Origin of the sequence: Curtobacterium sp. MCBD17_028 (genome assembly GCF_003234875.1) — a bacterium.
GTDB lineage: Bacteria > Actinomycetota > Actinomycetes > Actinomycetales > Microbacteriaceae > Curtobacterium.
The window spans coordinates 345847-361101 of the sequence record NZ_QKTQ01000001.1 but is presented as its reverse complement, the minus strand read 5'-3'; the positions used below and the strand labels follow the sequence as shown (position 1 = coordinate 361101).

Here is a 15255-nt window from a genome sequence, read left to right as displayed (position 1 = left end):
TCGTCGTCGGGTCGGGTCAGTACCCGCGGTGCCGGTGCTCCACGACCGGCACCGCGGTGGTCTGCACCGCGGAGCCCGAGTAGATGTGCTCGACGTCGGCGGCGTGGTCGAAGAGCACCCGGTCCCGCTTGACGGTGAGCTTCGGCGTGAGGTGCCCGGAGGCCTCCGTGAACTCGGCGTCCAGGATCGTGAACGAGCGGATCGACTCGGCGCGGGACACGCGCTGGTTCGCGGCGTCGATCGCGTGCTGCACGGCCGTGTGGACACGTGCGTCGTGGGCGGCGCTCCGGGGGGTGAGCGCGGGGACGATCCCGTTCGCCGCGCACCAGCCGGGCAGCATCTCGCGGTCCAGGGTGACGAGCGCCGCGACGAACGGCTTGCCCTCGCCCACGACGACGACCTGCGCGACGAGCGGGTGCTCGCGCACGGCGTCCTCGAGCGGGGCGGGTGCGACGTTCTTGCCGCTAGCGGTGACGATGAGCTCCTTCGCTCGCCCGGTGACGGTCAGGACGCCGTGCTCGTCGAGCGTCCCGAGGTCACCGGTGCGGAACCAGCCGTCGACGAACGCCTGCTCGGTGGCGTCGGGGCGGTTCCAGTACCGGTCGAACACGTCGACGCCACGGACGAGGATCTCGCCGTCGTCGGCGATCCGCACCTCGACGCCGGGGAGGGCGCGGCCGACGGACCCGATGCGGATCTCCGCCGCCCGGTTGACGGTCGCCGGTGCGGTCGTCTCGGTCAGGCCGTAGCCCTCGAGCACGAGCACCCCGACGGACCGGAAGAAGTGGGCCAGGCGGGGCGACAGCGGTGCCGACCCACTGATCGCGTACCGCACCCGACCGCCGAGCGCTTCGCGGAGCTTCGCGTAGACGAGCCGGTCGAACAGCCGGAACCGCAGGCGGAGGCCGAGCGGGACCGTCCCGGTGGCGAGCGCCTCGGAGTGCTCGACCGCGGTGTCGGCCGCCAGCCGGAACACCCGGCCGCGTCCGCCGACGGCCGCCTTCTGCTCGGCCGCGTTGTAGATCTTCTCGAACACGCGCGGGACAGCGAGCAGGAACGTCGGCCGGAACGTGGCGACCGCGTGCATGAGGTCCTTGGTGTCCGGCTCGTGACCGACGAGCACACCGGTCCCGATCGACATGACGGCGATGAACCGCGCGAACACGTGCGCCATGGGGATGAACAGCAGTGTCGAGGCGCCCTCCTCGACGACGTCCGCCATCGCCTCCGCCGCACCCTCGACGAGCGTCGTGAAGTTGTCGTGACGGAGGACGCAGCCCTTCGGCCGACCCGTCGTGCCGGAGGTGTAGATGATGGTCGCGTCGTCGTGCGCGGACACCGCGTCGAGGCGGGCGTCCAGCTCGGCGTCGGTCACCGGTTCGCCGAGTCGCGCCAGGTCGTCGAGCCCGCCGCCGTCGATGGTCCAGTGCTGCGCGAGACGTGGGAGGTCCGGGGCGACGCCCGCCACACGGCGTGCGTGCTCCTCGCTCTCGACGACGATCGCGACGGACTCGGAGTCCTGGAGGATGTACCGGACCTGGTCGGGCGAGCTCGTCTCGTAGACGGGCACCGACACGAGACCCGCGTGCCAGATCGCGAAGTCGACGATGGTCCACTCCGACCGCGTGCGGGACAGCACGGCGACGTGGGTGCCCGGCTCGAGTCCCGCGGCGACGAGGCCCTTGGCGACGGCGCGGACGCGGGCGAGGACGCTCGCAGCGCTCATCGGCACCCACCGTTCCCCGTGCCGCTGGGCGAGGAGTCCGCGATCGGGCGTCGCCGCGGCCCGTTCGACGAGGATCCGGGCGGCGGAGCCGTGCCCGGCGTCCGCGTGGGTCTGGTCGGTCCCCTCGGGTGAGGTTCGGTGATCGTGCACGGCAACTCCCTCGTCGACCGTCGATGCTGATCCGCCTCGTCGTCGAGCCGGACGCGCTCAGCATAGGACCCACGCCCCCGCGCGAGTCCAGTGTCCACACCGGGTAGGGTCGATGTTCGTGCATGCCATCGGAATCGACATCGGGGGCACGAAGATCGCGGGCGCGGTCGTCTCCGAACTCGGCGAGATCGTCGCGGAGGACCGGGTCCCCACCAACGCCGCGGACCCCACCGCCATGCTCGACGACGTCGTCTCGATGGTCGAACGCCTCCGCGCGGAGCACGCGATCGAGGCCGTCGGTGTCGCGGCTCCCGGGTTCATCGACGCCTCGCAGTCGATCGTCTACTACACGCCGAACATCCGGTGGCGGAACGAGCCGCTGCGGCAGCGGCTGCAGGAACGCCTCGGCGACGTGCACATCACCGTCGACAACGACGCCAACGCCGCGGGCTGGGCGGAGTTCCGCTTCGGTGCCGGCCGCCTCGTCAGCGACATGACGATGCTCACGATCGGCACCGGTGTCGGTGGGGCGATCGTCACCGAGGACCGCTTGTTCCGCGGCGGCTTCGGCACCGGCGGCGAGATCGGCCACCTCCGCATCGTCCCGAACGGGCTCCCGTGCGGCTGTGGCGCGCGCGGGTGCATCGAGCAGTACGGCTCGGGTCGGGCGCTGCAGCGGATGGCGAACGACGTCGCGGACGCCGGTGGGATCGGTGTCGCCCTCGCCGAGGCCCGCGACGCCAACGGCGGCACGCTGGACGGGCAGATCGTCGGCGACCTCATCCTCGCCGACGACCCGGGGGCCCTCGCGGCGCTCCGTCGACTCGGACGACACCTCGGCGAGGCGTGCGCGTCGTTGTCGGCCGTGCTCGACCCGCAGCTGTTCGTGTTCGGGGGTGGGGTCGCGAGCGCGGGGGACCGCCTGCTCGAACCGATCCGCCAGGCGTACCTGAACAACCTGCCCGCGCGGGGTTACCATCCGGAGCCGGACTTCGTCATCGCGGAGCTCGTGAACGACGCGGGTGTCGTCGGTGCCGCGGACCTGGCGCGGATCCACGCGCGGACCGCCTGACCGCTCGACCGGACCGAGGACGCGACGATGCTCTACTGGGTGCTCAAGAACCTGCTCATCGGACCACTGCTCACGGCGGTGTTCCGCCCGTGGGTCGTCGGGCGTGAGCACGTTCCGGCGACGGGTCCCGTCATCTTCGCCAGCAACCACGTGTCGTTCATCGACTCCGTGATCCTGCCGGTCGTGCTCGACCGCCGGATCTCGTTCCTCGCCAAGAGCGACTACTTCACCGGTCGTGGGATCAAGGGCTGGGCCACGAAGACCGCCTTCGGCGCGCTCGGCCAGCTGCCCATCGACCGATCGGGCGGCAAGGCGAGTGAGGCCTCCCTGCGGACGGGCCTCGGCGTGCTGGCGCGCGGGGAGCAGCTCGGCATCTACCCGGAGGGCACGCGCAGCCCGGACGGGCGCCTCTACCGCGGCCGCACGGGCGTCGCCCGCATGGTGCTCGAGGGGCGCGTCCCGGTCGTCCCGGTCGCCATGGTCGGCACGCGCGAGGTCATGGCGATCGGTCAGCACGTGCCGAAGATCAAGCGCGTCGGGGTCGTCTTCGGCGAGCCCCTCGACTTCTCCCGCTTCACGGGCCTGGAGTCGGACCGCTTCATCCTCCGCAGCGTGACCGACGAGATCATGCACGAGCTCCGACGCCTGAGCCACCAGGAGTACGCCGACGTGTACGCGTCGAGCGTCAAGGAGCGCGGCGCAGCGGCCCTCCGGTCCACGGGGCAGCGCGTCGGTTCCACCGCTGGGGAACAGGGCGCCACGCTTCCACGTTAGGCTCAGTCAGTCCGCACGCCCCGACCGGTGTGGACAGCCCTGCCCGACGTGGCATCGAGCCACACAACCACGAGGGAATCGAAGTGTTCGAGTCGACCGACATCGTCGCCCTGCAGGATCCGGACGTGATCGAGGGGCTCGACTATTGGCGGACGCTCCCGATCAAGCAGCAGCCGGCGTGGCCGGACCCCGTCGCGGCTGAGGCCGCATCGGCCGAGATCGCGACCTTCCCGCCGCTCGTGTTCGCCGGCGAGGTCGACGTGCTGCGCGACCGGCTCGCGGCGGCGGCTCGGGGTCAGGCCTTCCTCCTCCAGGGCGGTGACTGCGCCGAGACGTTCGCCGGTGCGACCGCCGACGCCATCCGCAACCGGGTGAAGACGATCCTGCAGATGGCCGTCGTCCTGACGTACGGCGCCTCCACGCCCGTCATCAAGATGGGACGCATGGCGGGGCAGTTCGCCAAGCCGCGGTCGAGCGACTTCGAGACCCGCGGTGACGTCACCCTGCCCGCCTACCGCGGCGACATCATCAACGGCTACGACTTCACGCCGGAGTCCCGGCAGGCGGATCCCCAGCGTCTCGTGCGGGGGTACCACACCGCGGCGTCGACCCTGAACCTCATCCGCGCCTTCACGCAGGGCGGGTTCGCCGACCTCCGACAGGTGCACAGCTGGAACAAGGGCTTCGCCGAGAACCCGGCGAACGCGCGGTACGAGCACCTGGCCCGCGAGATCGACCGCGCCATCCGGTTCATGGAGGCCGCGGGCGCGGACTTCGACGAACTCAAGCACGTCGAGTTCTACGCGTCCCACGAGGGCCTCCTCATGGACTACGAGCGCCCGATGACGCGTATCGACTCCCGGTCCGGTCTGCCGTACGACACCTCCGGCCACTTCGTGTGGATCGGGGAGCGCACGCGCGACATCGACGGCGCGCACGTCGACTTCCTGTCGCGGGTTCGGAACCCGATCGGCGTGAAGCTCGGGCCGTCGACCTCGGCCTCCGACATGGAGGCGCTCATCGACAAGCTCGACCCCGAGCGCGAGCCGGGCCGCCTGACGTTCATCACGCGCATGGGTGCGGGCCTCGTCCGCGAGAAGCTCCCGCCCCTGCTCGAGGCGATCAAGGGCATGGACGCCAACCCGCTCTGGGTCTCCGACCCGATGCACGGCAACGGCCTCACGACGCCGACCGGCTACAAGACGCGGCGTTTCGACGACGTCGTGGACGAGGTCCGCGGTTTCTTCGAGGCCCACCGCGCGGTCGGGACCTACCCGGGCGGCATCCACGTCGAACTCACGGGCGACGACGTCACCGAGTGCCTCGGTGGGTCCGAGCACATCGACGAGGAGACCCTCGCCACCCGGTACGAGTCGCTCTGTGACCCGCGCCTCAACCACATGCAGTCGCTCGAGCTCGCGTTCCTCGTGGCCGAGGAGCTGAGCGCGGCACCGCGGTCCTGACGGTCCCCCGGGACGGACGGGAGGCACGGCACCGGACCGGTGTCGTGCCTCCCGTCCGTCCGGCCCCCGGTCGCGTCAGCCGAGGCCGGACGGCGCGCACCGGTCACTGCTCGTAGTCGAGCGTGATCGTGTCGCCCTTGTGCACGGTGGAGCCGGGGGCCGGGTCGGTCGCGGACACCGGCAGCGACGACTTCCAGTCGTAGAACGAGCACAGCACGTTCGTGCAGTCCGGGTAGGACACGCGCAGGCCGAGGGCCTGGAGGGTCGACGCGGCCTGGTCGATCGGCTTCTTCCGGACGTCGGGGAGCGTGATCGGGACGGGGCCCTTCGACACCACGAGCTGCACCGTGGAACCCTTGACCACGGGGTCGGCCGGGAGGATCGCCTTGATGACGTCGCCGGTGGGGACGTCGTCGCTGTACTGGCCGGGCGCCTGGCCGGCGTCGAGCCCGACCGCCTCGAGCGCGGCGGTGGCCGCGTCGCTCGACTTGCCGACGACGTCCGGCACGGCGCCGAGCGACACCGTGAGGCGGACGGGCATCCGCTCGCCGTACTGGTGGACGGTGGTCAGGTCGACGTCGTCGCCGGCCTCGGTCGTGCCGGTCGCGGCGAGGACGGTGCCCGCGGCAGCGGATCCGTCGAACCGGTAGCGCAGCTGCTCGAGTGTGAAGTGCGGGGCGAGTTCGCTCCGCACGGTCGCGACCGGCTGTCCGACGATCGCGGGCAGCACGATGGGACGGGGCCCGGACGAGACGAGGATCCGGATCGTCGTCCCGCGCGTCACGATGCGCCGGGCGTCCGGCGCGGTCGCCGAGACGGCGCCCGCGTGGACGACCGCGTCGGGGCGCGCACCGGTGCTCGACGCGGCGTGCAGTCCCCGCTCCTCGATCAGGCGGCGTGCCTGGGAGACGCTCTTGCCGGCGACCTCCGGCACGCGCACGTTGCCGCCGGGCCCGGGTCCGAACCACCACGCGACGACCCCGACGACGAGTGCCACCACGACCACGACGGCGAGGAGGACCCACCCGCGGCGACGGCGCCGGGCGGTCGTGTGCGCGAGGCGTCCCGCGGCGGGAGCGAGAGCGGTCTCGAGCGACTCGCTCGCCGTCGGTGGGAACCGGGGCGCCGACGTCGTCGAGCGCTGCGGACCGATCGGGCTCCGGGGCGGAGCGAGCGGACCACGCGGACCGAGCATCGTGGTGTCCGCGGGCGCGGCGTCGAGCGGCAGGACGGTGGTGGTGCCGGCGGGGTGGAGCACGGACGTCGCGCGAGGGTCGCTCATCCGCTCGTCGATGCCCGCGAGGCCGTCGAGCATCGCGCGGGCGTCGCGCGGCCGTTCATCGGGGTCGCGCGCGGTGGCCCAGCGGACGACGTCGTCGAGTTCGGGCGGCACCGCCGGGTTGCTCGCGCTCGGGGCCGGGACCGTGTCGTTCGCGTGCTGGTACGCGATCTGCATCGGCTGGTCGCCCTTGTACGGCTGCTCGCCCGTGAGCATCTCGTACAGCATGATGCCGACGGCGTAGATGTCGCTCCGGGTGTCCGCCACTCCGCGCGTGACGAGTTCGGGGGAGAGGTACGCGATGGTCCCGAGCAGGGCCGCACCGGTGGCGGTGTTCGCCGTCGCGGCGCGCGCGAGGCCGAAGTCGCCGAGCTTGATCCGGCCGTCGTCCGCGAGGAGGACGTTCTCGGGCTTGAGGTCACGGTGCACGATGCCCGCCCGGTGCGCGGACGCGAGCCCGGCGAGGACGGCGCGGAGGATGTCGAGCGCCTGGTCGCTCGTGAGCGCCCGGTGCTCCTGCAGGAGGTCACGGAGCGTGATGCCCGGGATGTACTCCATGACGATGTAGGTGCAGTCGGTCTCCTGCCCCTGGTCGAACACGCCCACGACGTTCGGGTGGGACAGACGGGCGGCGGACCGGGCCTCCTGGATGAAGCGTCCGCGGAACGCGGCGTCGTCCGCCAGGTGACCGTGCATGATCTTGATCGCGACGCGGCGCTCCAGACGGACGTCCGTGGCGAGGTACACGGTGGCCATGCCACCGCGGGCGATGCGCGACCGGACGCGGTACCGCTGGTCGATCATCCGACCGATCATCGGATCCGTCGCGGCGTTCATGGTCACGGTCGGCATTCTACGAATCGGGCGTCGGACCACCGCCGCTGACGCACCGACCGTGATGCAATCTCGATCTGGAGGAGGAGGCGGTGCTCACGGACGACCGGTCCCGCCTCCGACCTGGCGGCCGGATCCGGTGTCAGAGGGTGGCGAGCCACGCGGTCGCGGGCTTCTCCCACTGGCCGTACGCCTTCGGGTACGCCGAGTTCTGCACGGCCTGGGCCGCGTCCGTGACCGACATCGACTGCCAGCCGGGGACGTCGAGGAGACCGGCCGTCGTGCCGGCGTTCGGGTTGTGCGGACCGCCGAAGAACAGCCTCGCCGCGTACGTCGGGTCCATGAGCTCGGACGCGGATCCCCAGCCCTGGCTCGGCCGCTGCTGGAACAGTCCGATCGAATCGCGGTCCCCGTGGTCGAGGTCGCGGAGCCCGGACTCCTGCATCGCGGCCGCGAGCGCGACGACGAGGCCCCGCTCGGGAACCCCCAGGGCGCGGCCGACGCGGACGATGGTCTCGGCGTTGGCCCGCATCTCGTTCGTCAGGCCGACACCGCTCGACGCCGGCACGACGAGGGTGCTCCCGGCGTAGATCGTGCTCGTGTAGGTCAGGCCGTTCGCGGCGAGCAGGTCGGCGACCGAGACGGCGTGCGCCGACGCGATCGTGGCCAGGGTGTCACCGGCGTGGATGTGCACGGTCGTCGCGCTGCTGACCGCCGGTGCCGCGGTGCTGGTCCCGGCGTTCGTCGTCACCGCGACCGTCGAGGTGGTGGTCGCCGACGGCACCCGGAGCGTCTGCCCCGGGTAGATGACACTCGTGGCCGACAACTGGTTGGCGGCGAGCAGCGCGTTCGTGGAGACACCGAGCCGCGCCGCGATGCCGGTCGCCGTGTCGCCCGACACCACGTGGTAGGTCGAGGTCCCGCCGGTCCGGCCGGTCGCGGTCGACCCCGACCGCAGCGTCAGGGTCTGCCCCGGGTGGATGATCGCGTTCCAGCTCAGGCCGTTCGCGCTGAGGACGTCGCGCGGCGAGAGCCCGTACCGGGCCGCGATCGCACTGACCGTGTCGCCCTGGACCACGGTGTACGAGGCCGGCGCCTCGGTGATGGCGGCGACGGTCGTGACCGTCGGGGTCGAGGTGGCGACCGCGGTGCCGAACACCGGGTGGTCGGTCTCGACGCGGTCGGGCGCGGCGCGGCGCGTGTGGTCACCCTCGTGCTTCTCCTCGGGGCGATGGCGCTGGTCCAGGTGTCCGGCGGCCACCGGTCCGGTCAGGCCGGCGGCGACGGCGATCGTGCCGGCGAGGACGATCGGCATCGTCGCGAATCGGGCTGCGCGCGGGCGCCGTGCGGCGGCGTCGTCGGTGTCCACGGTGATCACTCTCCTCGGGGGCCGCGGCGGGGGTGCCGTGCTGCTTCGGCCGGGTGCCGCGCCGCGGGTGCTCCGTCGCGCCGCGGCAAGGTCCGCACCACCGTGGCACGGATCGTCACGCGAGTCAATCAACGAGACGGATGTGACTGGTGTGACTCACGTGCCCCTCGCCCCCGTTCGAGGACCGCGGGGGATTCTGGCACCATGGCAGCGTGACTGACGCACTGACGGACGACGCCCTGTCCGAGCGCTGGCTGACCGTGCCCGACCTCGTGGAGCTGCTCGGTGTGAGCCCGGGCCGGGTCCACCGGCTGTTCGAGCAGCGCACCCTGCTCCCCGCGCGGGTCGACGGTGTGCTCCGTGTCCCGGTCGAGTTCCTCGACGGTGCGGAGCCGTTGCCGGAGCTCCGCGGCACGCTCATCGTGCTCGGCGACAACGGCTTCAGCGACGACGAGGCCGTGCGCTGGATGCTCACGACCGAGGAGTCGATCGGTGTCCCGCCCATCGCAGCGCTCCGGGCCGGACGCAAGGCCGAGGTGCGCCGGGTCGCGCAGTCCCTGCTCTGACCGGCCGCGATGGTCGGCGAGGCGCGGCGAGGCGCGGCGGGTCGTCGCGGCGCAGCGGGTCGCCGAGGCGCAGCGGGTCGTCGAGCCGCGACCAGTCGCCGAGTCGGGGTGGTCCTCAGGCGACGCGCTGGGCGACCGTGTCCGCCAGGGCGACGAGCTGCTCCCGCGCCGACGGCGTGAGCGGCGCCGCCGCGAGCGCGGCCTTCGCCCGGGCGACGTGCCGCTCGATCGACCGCTCGACGGCGGCGACGGCGCCGGACTCGGTGAGGGTCGCCCGGAGCATCGTGATCTGGTCCTCGTCGAGCTCGGGATCGCCGAGCAACTCGTCGACGAGCTGCCGGGCGCCCGTGGGCAGGGCCTTCCGTGCGGTCGCGATGAGCACCGTCCGCTTGCCCTCGCGCAGGTCGTCACCGGCGGGCTTGCCCGTGACCTCGGGGTCGCCGAACACGCCGAGCAGGTCGTCGCGCAGCTGGTACGCGACGCCCAGGGGGAGGCCGAAGGCCCGCAACCCCTCGAGCTGGCGGTCGTCCGCGCCGGCGATGAGTCCGCCGATGGCGAGCGGCGCCTCGACCGAGTACTTCGCCGACTTGAACACGATGACCCGCTGGGCGCGGACGAGCAGGTCGGCCTCGTCGACGGTCGGCCACGCGGTCTCCTCGTGGATGTCGAGGTACTGCCCCGCGGTGACGTCGAGTCGCATCGCGTGGAACTCCTGACGGACCAGGCGCGCACGGCCGGGCTCGAGCAGGGCCAGGGCTTCGTCGAACACGCTGTCGGACAGCGAGAGCAGGAGGTCGCCCATGAGCAGCGCGCTGTTCGTGCCGTACGCGGCGCTGTCGCCGATCCATCCGTGCTCTGCGTGCAGGCGCTCGAAGCGACGGTGGGCTGCGGGGCGGCCGCGCCGCGTGTCCGAGCGGTCCATGATGTCGTCGTGCACGAGGGCCGCCGCGTGGAACACCTCGAGGGCCGCGGCCGCGGTGACGACGGCCTCCGCGGTGGTCTGACGGGATCCCGCGGCGAGCGGGTCGAACGAGCCCGACCGGCCGGCGACGGACTGCCAGCCCCAGTAGCAGAAGAGGGCACGGAACCGCTTGCCGCCGGCGAGCAGATCGCGCGAGAAGTCGCTGAACGGCGCGAGGTCGGGACTGATCGCCGCGAGCCGCGTGCGCTGCTCCGTGAGCGCGCGTCCGATGCGATCCGAGACGAGATCCACTAACCGCGTACTCTCAGCCACCCTCCTTACCTTAGTGGGTGGCTGAGGCATAGAATCGGCCCACTGAACCAGCGTCGATCCCAGGGATGAGGGACTTGAGATGCCACTCTCGGAGCAAGAGCAGCGACTCCTCGAGGAGATGGAGCGCAGCCTCTACCAGAACGACTCCGACTTCGTGGCCCGCGTCACCAAGCGGCAGGGGCGGCCGACCTACACCTCGATCACGCTCGGTGTCCTCGGGGCACTCGTCGGGGTCGGCGTCGTCGTGCTGGGCCTCGCGCTCCGGCAGCCCGTGATCGGCGTGGTCGGCTTCGTGCTCATGCTCGCGGGCGTCCTCTTCGCACTGCGTCCCGGTGTCGGCTCGCGTGCCGGCCGGCCGGCCGGTCGTCCGACCGCCAAGGGCGGCGCCGGCGGCTCGTTCATGGACCGCATGAACGAGCGCTGGGACAAGCGCAACCAGGAGCAGTAGCCGCTCCCGTCCACCTGCACCACCACAGCGGGGTCGACCTTCGGGTCGGCCCCGCTGTCGCGTTCCCGGGCGACAGCCGTCGATGGTCCGACGACACACCGCGGCCCTCCACCCCCTCCACTCCGCTCCACACGATCCCCCCACTTCCCTCCACCCCCACTCCGCCCGGGAGGAACGGCGCCGGATCCGCATGTGCGCGGGCGTTCCGCAGTGCTCCAGCCCGCCGCGACGCCGCCTTCTCGCCCCCAGAACGGGGGCTCGGGGGCCTCCCAGGGGCGCCGTTCCGTTGCTCGGTGGTGGGTGGTGGAGTAAAGTGGAGGAACGAGGTGGTCGTTGGAGCAGAGGGGGTCGGCCGTGCTGCTCGGTACGTACGCTCCGAAGCTCGACGAGAAAGGGCGCGTCATCCTCCCCGCCAAGTTCCGTGACGAGCTGTCCGACGGCATCGTCATGACGCGCGGACAAGAACGGTGCGTCGTGGTCTTCAGCCAGCAGGAGTTCGCCGCGCTGCACGACCGCATCCGGCAGGCACCGATGACGAACAAGCGCACTCGCGACTACATGCGCCTGTTCCTCTCCGGGGCGAGCGCGGAACAGCCCGACAAGCAGAACCGCGTGACCATCCCCCAGAACCTCCGCGAGTACGCGGGCCTCGAGCGCGACCTGACCGTGATCGGCGCGGGTGACCGAGCCGAGATCTGGTCCACCCCCGCGTGGGAGGCCTACTACGCCGCGAGCGAGGCCGACTTCGCCGAGAACGACGAGGAGGTGATCCCGGGCGTCTTCTGACCCGCGGACCCGGACTCCCAGCCATGCGCCCTGACACACCTTCCCCGGTGTCAGGTCGGGATGGATGGGGATCCGGATCCACGGTCCAGGAAGCGGGGGCGACATGACAGCATCCGACGGCGGGACCTTCCCGCACACACCGGTCCTCCTCGAGCGCATCGTCGAGCTCTTCACGCCGACGCTCGAGGGGTCCGGCAAGGTCCTCGTGGACGCCACGCTCGGCATGGGCGGTCACTCGGCCGCACTGCTCGCGCGCTTCCCGGAGCTCACCCTCGTCGGCCTCGACCGCGACACGGACGCCCTCGGGATCGCGGGGGAGCGCCTCGCGCCCTTCGGTGACCGTGTCCACCTCGTGCACACCGTGTACGACGAGCTGCCCGCAGCCGTCGCGTCCGTCGGGATCGACGCCGTCGACGGCGTGCTGTTCGACCTCGGCGTCTCGTCCCTGCAGCTCGACCGGGCGGAGCGCGGCTTCGCCTACAGCAAGGACGCGCCGCTCGACATGCGCATGGACCGCACCGCCGGCCCCACCGCCGCCGACGTCCTGGCCGAGTACGACGAGCGCGCGCTCCGCCGGATCTTCACGGTGTACGGCGAGGAGAAACTGGCGGCGCGGTACGCCCGGGCCATCGTCGCGCGCCGGACCGAGCGCCCGTTCGAGCGGTCGGCGGACCTGGTCGAGGTGCTCACCGCCGCCACCCCGGTCGCGGTGCAGCGGCAGGGCCACCCCGCGAAACGGGTGTTCCAGGCCCTCCGGATCGAGGTCAACCAGGAGCTCGCGGTGCTCGAGCGCGCGATCCCGGCCGCGCTCGACGCCCTGCGCGTCGGCGGCCGGATCGTCGTCGAGGCCTACCAGTCGCTCGAGGACCGCATCGTCAAGCGCGCGCTCGCCGAGCGGACGCGGTCGAGCGCACCCGCGGGCCTCCCGGTCGAGCTGCCCGAGCACCGCCCGACCTTCACCGCCGTCGTCAAGGGCGCCGAGCTGGCCGACGAGGCCGAACGCGCCGCCAACCCCCGAGCCACCCCCGTGCGACTCCGCGCGGCCGAGCGAATCCGGAAGTGACATGACCACGAACCTCGCCCTCGCGGCCGGCATCGCGGCCGAGCCCCGCCCCGACCACCGCCGTGCCCGCCCAGAACTCGTCGAGGTCACGGCGACCCGCGCGCAGCGTCGGGCACGACCGCGGATCGTCGCCGCCTTCGTGGCGGTCGCCGCACTCGCGGCGCTCCTGCTCGCGCAGCTCGGCATCAGCATGGTCCTGAGCAAGGGCGCCTACCAGCTCGACGCGTTGCAGTCGACGCAGACGGACCTGAGCCGGTCGCAGCAGCAGCTCGACGAGCAGCTGTCCGTCCTCCGTTCGCCGCAGAACCTCGCTCGGAACGCCCAGGCGCTCGGGATGATCGCGAACTCGTCGCCCGTGTACCTCGACCCGAAGACGGGCGTGGTGTACGGCACGCCGACGCCGGCAGCGGCGACCGACTCGACCGCGGCCACCACGACGAACCAGGTGCCGAACGCGTTGCTCGACGGCACCGCGGTCGTCGCGAAGCACGGGGACACGGCCACGAGCGCGGAGCAGCCGACGACCCACACCACCACGACCGGCTCGGCGACCGGTGCGTCGGGCTCCGATGCTGGGAAGAGCAGCGGCGCCAGCGCGTCGGGCCAGGGTTCCTCGGACTCGTCCGTATCGTCGGACGCGGCCGAGCTCCAGGCGCCCCAGACGCGCTGACCGTCGCCCTCGGTCCGGAAGGACGCAGTGTGAGGAAGACCCTCCAGAACCGACGCATCCGCTACAGCGTCGTGATGGTGGCGATCATGGCACTCGTCGCGGTGTTCGTCGTCCGCCTCGTCGACATCCAGGTCGTGCAGGCGGCCGAGCTCGACAAGGCCTCCGTCGCCAAGCGGAGCATCCCGGTGACGCTGTACGGCACCCGCGGGTCGATCGTCGACCGCGACGGCACGCCCCTGGCGGACAGCGTCACGCGCTACAACATCACGACGGCGCCCCGCATCGTCGACGCGTTCCAGGGCAAGCTCGGCGGGACCCGGATCAAGCACGTCTCGATCGCGCAGGCGCTCCAGGCGCTCGCGACGGCGTCCGGTGGCGACGTCCCCACCATGAAGCGCGCCATCGCGGCCGCCCCGAACTCCGACTTCGCCTACCTCGTCAAGGGGTTGGACGTCGGGCACTACCGCGCGGTCGAAGCGCTCGGCATCCCCTGGATCTACCCCGAGAAGCAAGCATCGCGGACCTACCCGAACGGGGCCGCCGCCGGCAACCTCACCGGGTTCATGGGCACGGACGGGGCGCAGGCGGGGCTCGAGCTGGCGTACGACAAGTGCCTCGCGGCGACGAACGGGTCCGAGACCTACGAGCGCGGCGAGGACGGCGTCCAGTTGCCGGGCAGCACGGTCACGACGAAGCAGGCGAAGAACGGCGGGACCGTCGAGACGACCATCGACGAGGACCTGCAGTACATGGCGCAGCAGGACATCGCCCAGCAGGCGCAGGCCCTCGGAGCGCAGTCGGCCACCGCGACGGTCGTCCAGGTCGGAACCGGGGAGATCCGCGCGATCGCGGACTGGCCGAGCGTCGACCCGAACGACGTGGACGCGACGAAGGACACGGGGTCGTTCGGCTCGCGGGCGCTCACCGCGACCTACGAGCCGGGGTCGACGATCAAGGCGGCGATCGCGGCGGCCCTCCTCGACACCGGCAAGGCGACGCCGCTCACCCCGGAGTCGGTCCCGTACTCGCGGACCTTCCCGTGGGGCGGCAAGATCTCGGACGCCGAGTACCACGGCACCGAGAACCTGACCCTGACCGGGATCCTCGCCCAGTCGTCGAACGTCGGCATCACCGAGGCGGGGCAGGTGCTCAGCGCCCAGCAGCGGTACGACTACATGCGCAAGTTCGGCCTGTTCGAGTCGCAGTCCGGGATCGCCTTCCCGGGGCAGCCGACCTGGCCCGACGCCGCGTCACCCTCGTGGGACCCGCAGACGAACATGAACTCGATGTTCGGCCAGGGGATCTCGACCACCGCGCTGCAGGTCGCGAGCATCTACCAGACGCTCGCGAACGGCGGGGAGCGGATCCCGCTGCACTTCGTCTCGGGGTGCGAGCAGGCCGACGGCACCGTCACCGACAAGCCCGACGTCACGCCGACGCGCGTGGTGTCCACCTCGGCGGCCGACCAGGTCGTGCAGATGCTGCAGAGCACCCTGACCGACCACGCGGGCACGCTCGCCGGCATGCAGCCCATCTCGGGCTACAACGTGGCCGCCAAGACCGGGACCGCCGAGGTCGCCGTGGCGAACGGTGGCGGGTACGGCAGCGACCGCATCATCTCGGTGGCCGGAATGGCACCTGCCGAGGACCCCCAGTATGTTGTCACGGTGACGTTCACGAAGCCGGGGCCGGGACATCGGTTCTCCAGCTCCGCCGCTCCGGCGTTCCACACCCTCATGTCCCAGGTGCTCGAGAAGTACCGCGTCACCCCCTCCACGACGGCGGAGAAGACCTACCCGTCCACGTGGTGAGGAAGAAGGA

The 15255-nt window shown here is 71.8% G+C and carries 13 protein-coding genes; 9 read left to right on the top strand and 4 right to left on the bottom strand.

Features of this window, described 5'->3' with window-relative positions; all coding sequences use genetic code 11:
* Positions 1-16: 16 nt before the first annotated feature.
* Positions 17-1876, bottom strand: coding sequence for a long-chain fatty acid--CoA ligase (locus DEI86_RS01645; protein ID WP_111048630.1), 1860 nt, complete (start codon positions 1874-1876; stop codon positions 17-19).
* Between the two features lie 118 nt (positions 1877-1994).
* Between DEI86_RS01645 and DEI86_RS01640 the strand changes: the two genes are divergently transcribed.
* The 3 genes from DEI86_RS01640 (at position 1995) to DEI86_RS01630 (ending at position 5185) form a co-directional block, all read left to right on the top strand.
* The gene (locus DEI86_RS01640) at positions 1995-2948 is read left to right on the top strand and encodes an ROK family glucokinase (protein ID WP_111008926.1); all 954 of its coding nucleotides are present in this window, start codon (positions 1995-1997) and stop codon (positions 2946-2948) included.
* A gap of 27 nt (positions 2949-2975) precedes the next feature.
* Positions 2976-3722 (top strand): 1-acyl-sn-glycerol-3-phosphate acyltransferase, encoded by a 747-nt coding sequence (locus DEI86_RS01635; RefSeq protein ID WP_111008623.1) that lies wholly within the window; start codon positions 2976-2978, stop codon positions 3720-3722.
* Positions 3723-3847: 125 nt separating this feature from the next.
* Positions 3848-5185 carry a class II 3-deoxy-7-phosphoheptulonate synthase gene (locus DEI86_RS01630; RefSeq protein WP_111008927.1) on the top strand — a complete coding sequence of 446 codons (1338 nt, stop codon included), beginning with the start codon at positions 3848-3850 and terminating at the stop codon, positions 5183-5185.
* A 103-nt stretch (positions 5186-5288) separates the two neighbouring features.
* Here DEI86_RS01630 and pknB read toward each other — a convergent pair whose 3' ends face one another.
* Complete coding sequence (gene pknB, locus DEI86_RS01625; protein WP_258376442.1) at positions 5289-7301, bottom strand: Stk1 family PASTA domain-containing Ser/Thr kinase; 2013 nt, start codon at positions 7299-7301, stop codon at positions 5289-5291.
* 139 nt (positions 7302-7440) lie between these two features.
* Entirely contained in the window at positions 7441-8667 is a 1227-nt protein-coding gene (locus DEI86_RS01620; RefSeq protein ID WP_146242844.1) for a LysM peptidoglycan-binding domain-containing protein, read from the bottom strand.
* 212 nt (positions 8668-8879) lie between these two features.
* On the opposite strand from DEI86_RS01620, the gene DEI86_RS01615 reads away from it, so the two are divergent.
* The gene (locus tag DEI86_RS01615; RefSeq protein ID WP_258368399.1) at positions 8880-9233 is read left to right on the top strand and encodes an Rv2175c family DNA-binding protein; all 354 of its coding nucleotides are present in this window, start codon (positions 8880-8882) and stop codon (positions 9231-9233) included.
* Positions 9234-9348: 115 nt separating this feature from the next.
* Here the strand turns inward: DEI86_RS01615 and DEI86_RS01610 are convergent, their stop codons facing one another.
* Positions 9349-10467, bottom strand: a complete 1119-nt coding sequence (locus DEI86_RS01610; protein ID WP_375342159.1) for a polyprenyl synthetase family protein — start codon at positions 10465-10467, stop codon at positions 9349-9351.
* A 79-nt stretch (positions 10468-10546) separates the two neighbouring features.
* Between DEI86_RS01610 and DEI86_RS01605 the strand changes: the two genes are divergently transcribed.
* The 5 genes from DEI86_RS01605 (at position 10547) to DEI86_RS01585 (ending at position 15245) form a co-directional block, all read left to right on the top strand.
* Entirely contained in the window at positions 10547-10915 is a 369-nt protein-coding gene (locus DEI86_RS01605) for a DUF3040 domain-containing protein (RefSeq protein ID WP_111012632.1), read from the top strand.
* Between the two features lie 354 nt (positions 10916-11269).
* A complete protein-coding gene (gene mraZ / locus DEI86_RS01600; RefSeq protein ID WP_111008627.1) occupies positions 11270-11701 on the top strand; it encodes a division/cell wall cluster transcriptional repressor MraZ in 432 nt (143 codons plus the stop codon).
* Between the two features lie 103 nt (positions 11702-11804).
* Positions 11805-12764, top strand: coding sequence for a 16S rRNA (cytosine(1402)-N(4))-methyltransferase RsmH (gene rsmH, locus DEI86_RS01595; protein ID WP_111008628.1), 960 nt, complete (start codon positions 11805-11807; stop codon positions 12762-12764).
* A 1-nt stretch (position 12765) separates the two neighbouring features.
* The gene (locus DEI86_RS01590; RefSeq protein WP_111036776.1) at positions 12766-13434 is read left to right on the top strand and encodes a hypothetical protein; all 669 of its coding nucleotides are present in this window, start codon (positions 12766-12768) and stop codon (positions 13432-13434) included.
* 29 nt (positions 13435-13463) lie between these two features.
* Positions 13464-15245, top strand: a complete 1782-nt coding sequence (locus tag DEI86_RS01585) for a penicillin-binding protein 2 (RefSeq protein WP_258370075.1) — start codon at positions 13464-13466, stop codon at positions 15243-15245.
* The last annotated feature ends 10 nt before the right edge of the window (positions 15246-15255 follow it).

Coding starts and splice junctions, on each gene's coding strand:
- rsmH (WP_111008628.1), top strand. CDS start 11,805: ATGACAGCATCCGACGGCGGGACCTTCCCGCACACACCGGTCCTCCTC.
- pknB (WP_258376442.1), bottom strand. CDS start 7,301: ATGAACGCCGCGACGGATCCGATGATCGGTCGGATGATCGACCAGCGG.
- DEI86_RS01590 (WP_111036776.1), top strand. CDS start 12,766: ATGACCACGAACCTCGCCCTCGCGGCCGGCATCGCGGCCGAGCCCCGC.
- DEI86_RS01605 (WP_111012632.1), top strand. CDS start 10,547: ATGCCACTCTCGGAGCAAGAGCAGCGACTCCTCGAGGAGATGGAGCGC.
- DEI86_RS01635 (WP_111008623.1), top strand. CDS start 2,976: ATGCTCTACTGGGTGCTCAAGAACCTGCTCATCGGACCACTGCTCACG.